The 4,220-nt window shown below is 59.8% G+C and carries 3 protein-coding genes and 1 pseudogene; 3 read left to right on the forward strand and 1 reads right to left on the reverse strand.

Annotated features, from left to right (window positions below):
* The first annotated feature begins 208 nt into the window (after window positions 1-208).
* Entirely contained in the window at window positions 209-1,141 is a 933-nt protein-coding gene (locus GGR04_RS23565; RefSeq protein ID WP_183203029.1) for a helix-turn-helix transcriptional regulator, read from the forward strand.
* Between the two features lie 180 nt (window positions 1,142-1,321).
* Window positions 1,322-2,262, forward strand: a protein-coding gene (locus GGR04_RS23570) for an IS630 family transposase (RefSeq protein ID WP_183203031.1) whose coding sequence is annotated in 2 segments (ribosomal slippage) — window positions 1,322-1,655 and window positions 1,655-2,262 — 942 coding nt in all. Because the reading frame shifts where the segments join, the coding sequence is not laid out codon by codon here.
* Between the two features lie 16 nt (window positions 2,263-2,278).
* Here GGR04_RS23570 and GGR04_RS23575 read toward each other — a convergent pair.
* Window positions 2,279-3,173: pseudogene (locus GGR04_RS23575) on the reverse strand (IS3 family transposase); the annotation flags it as partial.
* A gap of 230 nt (window positions 3,174-3,403) precedes the next feature.
* Between GGR04_RS23575 and GGR04_RS23580 the strand changes: the two are divergent.
* Window positions 3,404-3,994 carry a hypothetical protein gene (locus GGR04_RS23580; protein ID WP_183203033.1) on the forward strand — a complete coding sequence of 197 codons (591 nt, stop codon included), beginning with the start codon at window positions 3,404-3,406 and terminating at the stop codon, window positions 3,992-3,994.
* Window positions 3,995-4,220 lie beyond the last annotated feature (226 nt).

Here is a 4,220-nt window from a genome sequence, read left to right on the forward strand (position 1 = left end):
TTCAAACTCCTTCCCGAACCGGCGCTGCGGCTTGCCCATGAAATGCTCCTCTTTCCTTCAGAAGAGCTCTCCACTTTCCCGGGGCAAGTCCAGCGAGGCTTCGCAACGGAGGCCACGAGACTCCGCTCGCAGTCGAGGGGCGTATGTGTAACAGCGGCTCGAAACCTGGCGGCCACCGCTCAATGTCCCGGCGCAAAACGAATAGTCTATGCTGATCACGGAATTCACGACCAAGAGGTTCAATGCCGTCGACCGTTACGACGCGTGGCGAGCGCGACCCTGGCCGAGCCTGGCTACGCTCATGCGCACCGACCCCCCGGAAGCGCCGTTCTTTTCTCACGCACGAGCTTTCAGGCTTGGGTCGATGGTCGTCAACGATACCCGGATGACCGGACAGACCTATCACCGCATCGCCTCGATGATCCGGGCGGACGGCTTCGACCACATCAGCATCGCGGTGAACCTGAAGGGCCGCTTTCGCGGCGAGACGCCGTTCGGCACCTATGAGGGCAAGGAAAGCAGCGTTCTCATTGGGCATCTCGGGTTACCCTTCACGCAGACGTCGACCAGCGCGCGCTGCGTAACGATCACCATGCCCCGAAGCGTCCTGAAACGCTTTGTTCCGAACGTCGAGTGCCTTCACGGGCTCGTCCTGTCCGGGCCAGCCGCCGCCCCGCTCGTGGATCACATCCCCACCGCACTGGCGCGAGCTCAGGACGGCAGCGAAGATGAAGCCACAATTGAACGGGATCTCATGGCGCATGTCCTCACCTGTCTTGGCGCTGGAGGCGGGTGTCAACTGACGGACGACGGGATTCAGATGTCGTTACGTGCCAAGATCGGCTGGATCATTGACCTAAGGTGCGCCGAGAAGGACTTCGATGTCCGAAAGCTCGCACTCCTCGCCGACACGTCGCGCGCTTCACTCTATCGCGCTTTCTCCGGCTCGCCGGGTCTGGCCGCTCACCTGCGAACGGCGCGCTTGGCCAAGGCGGCTTCGGCCCTACGCGACCCGAATGATCATCGCCAGATCCGAGAGATCGCGGACTCGGTCGGATTCAAGAGAATGGATCATTTCAGCCACGCCTTTCGCGAAGAGTACGGCTGCACCGCGCGCGAATGGCGGTCCACCCCAGGTTGATCCAACTCCTGCGCGGTTTGGATTGGACTTGTCTCGGGAAAGTGGAGAGCGGTTTGGATGTTGCGCGGCCTGCCTTTTGAACTGCCGCGGGCTAATGAAGTCCAACGCTAGAGCAGATCCGGCTTGGATTGAGTCATCCGGGAGTCTGTGATTCACGTTCCGTCTTGTGCGGAGTGGACGATGGTACGGCCCTACAGCGACGATCTGCGTGAGCGCGTTTTGAAGGAGGCCGAGCGGTCATCGGCTCGGCGCGCTGCGGTCCGGTTTGGGATCAGCGCAGCGACCGCGGTGCGTTGGGCGGCACGCGCCCGGATGGGGGAGCGCTCGGCCCGCCCTTGGGGCGGACGGCGAGGCTCGCGCCTGGACGCCCATGCCGGGTTTATTGAGACGATGATCCACGATCGCAGGGACATCACGCTGGACGAGATGGTGGAGCGTCTGGTCGTCGAGCGCGACCTGCATCTGGGCCGTTCAGCGCTGAGCGCCTGGCTCCGTCGGCGGAGCTGGACGTTCAAAAAAAGACCGCACACGCACTGGAGCAGGAGCGACCGGACGTCTTGATGCGCCGGCAAGCCTGGTTCGAGGGCCAGATCGACCTGGACCCGGCCAAGCTTGTGTTCATCGACGAGACAGGGCTGAGCACGAAGATGGCGCGCCTTCGGGGTCGAGCGCCGCGTGGCGAGCGCTGCCGATCCGGCGTGCCACACGGTCACTGGAAGACCACGACCTTTACAGGCGCGCTCCGGCTGTCGGGCATGACAGCTCCATTCGTCTATGGCGGCGCCATGAACGGTCGGGTGTTCCTAGCCTATGTCGTGCAAGTGCTCGTACCAACGCTTTCGCCCGGTGATGTCGTCATCATGGATAATCTGCCAGCTCATAAGATCGATGGCGTTCGGATAGCCATCGAGGCAGCAGGGGCGAGCTTGCGCTTCCTACCGCCCTACTCACCCGACTTCAACCCGATCGAGAACGCCTTCGCCAAGCTGAAGTCTCTGCTGCGCGCCAGAGGCGAGCGCACCATCGACACCTTATGGCGAGCTGTCGGTGACCTCGTCCCAGCCTTCACGCCAAACGAATGCGCCAACTGCTTCCAAGCCGCAGGATACGATGCAACGTGAACCAGATCTGCTCTAAATGGCGCCGGACGGGGTTGTAGAAGCCGTCGCAGTAGAGGCTGATCGCGCTGGTTGCCTCGGCACGGTTCTAGAAGACAGTGCGTGAGACGAGTTCGGCCTTTCGGGTCTTGACGAAGGTCTCGACCATCGTACCCAGCCGACGACGCGTCGGGCGAAGAGGTCGATCACGACAGCCAGATACAGCCACCCCTCCCGCGTCCAGACGTAGGAGATGTCCGCGCCCTCGCAGCCGACAGGCGCATCCTGGCATGCGCCGATAGGCCGTTTCTGGTTCGGACCGCTCGCCGCGAAGCCCTCATCCAGGAGGCTCGGCGCGATCGGGAAGGCGGGAGGGCTGTCGGTGGTGCGCTTGAAGCGCCGCTTCTGCCGCGCCTTCATACCGTTCTCGCGCATCAGGCGGGCAACGCGCCGGCGCCCGATCGGCAAGCCAGCGTCGCGTCGCTCGCGCACCATGCGCGGGCTGCCATACGTCCCCTTCGACACGGCAAAGGCTGCCTGAACAAGAGCGAGCAGCATCAGGTCGGTACGCTGACGGTGACAAGCCGGACGCTCCTTCCAGGCGAAGGGACCGCTCGGACTGACGCCGAGGACCCTGCACAGGCGCTGGACAGGACCATCCTTCTTCGCCGCGTCGATGAGACGGAACCTCGTCGACTTCCTTCCTTCGCGAAAAAGTCGCGGCACTCTTCGGGATCTCGCGCTCCCGGCGAAGGATCTCGTTCTCGCGCTGCAGCCGCTTCATCTCGGTCGCCATGTCCTCTTGGCGCTCGGGAGGCGGCGCTTCCAGATCACGCTCCCGGCGCTTGTCGTGTCAACGGCGCGGCGTCGAAAGCCCGATGCCGAGGTCCTCGCCGACCCCGCTGCGTGCGCCCGCTCGTCCCCACCAGACGAATGGCCTCCGCCTCGAACTTCTTGCCGAACCGGCTGCGGCTTGCCTATAAAATACTCCTCTTTCCGTCAGAGGAGCTCTCCACTTTCCCGGGACAAGTCCACCTTTCTAAAGAGATGGCTGAGCGTCTCAAGGCGCAACCCCAACCATGACACCTTCAAGAGCAACATGCTATCATCGCTTATAAACATAGCTTTCTAATGTGGTTTTCATCGCATTCGGATCAAAGGTATCATGGCGGTATTTACATCGATCGAGCAGTTCTTGGCTGCAAACCCAACCCAATTATCCAATACTAAAAATGAAACATACAATAAACTATTTCGTTTTTTCTGCAGTGGATTCAATTTTGGCGGAAACGAATTTGCGTGCTGGGCATCCATCCAGCAGTTTAAGAAGAATCCCAGTAAACGTCTTTCGATTTTCATTACCGACACGTGGTTGGCCGATGAAGAAATGGCTCCCGCCGACACTACGGACCTCAGTATTCTTTCGACCATCAATAGAGGGTCGCAAGGTTCGTCGTTTTCCGTCGACTCACGAAAAAAACTCTTCGAAAAAACGGATCAGTTGAAATCGGTGAAGACTTGGCATGGTAAAATCAGTAATTACAAAACGTGGAGAACCCTAGCTAGTCTCGAAACTAAAATGTTTGACGGCTTGGAGGGGGCTGTGAGGGAAAACATGATCGAAATTTTCAAAAACGGTGCTTTTGACACGGGTACGGTCATACAAGCTAATTCACACTATGCTGTCTCCCTGCGAAAAGACATTCCCAAGCTTCAGGCTGTCACTTTGCCGACGAACGCAATGGGGCTTTGGTAGGTCGAAGCAGAGTAAGGTTGTGAGCCTAAAAATGCTATCCCTTCAAGTGTATCATGTTTTCAGCTGAGCACGACCTGTTAAATCCGATTTGATGTTTGACCCGGTTCGGCTTTCGGACGAAGGTTCGGATAGCCGGTCTGTTTTTTCTGAGCGAGCGCCAGATGGCGCGGATATCGCCGTTCTTCCCGTTGTCGCACGGCGTCCCGCGGGTCGACGATCGCCGGGG

The organism is Aureimonas pseudogalii (assembly GCF_014196835.1).
Classification (GTDB): Bacteria; Pseudomonadota; Alphaproteobacteria; order Rhizobiales; family Rhizobiaceae; genus Aureimonas; species Aureimonas pseudogalii.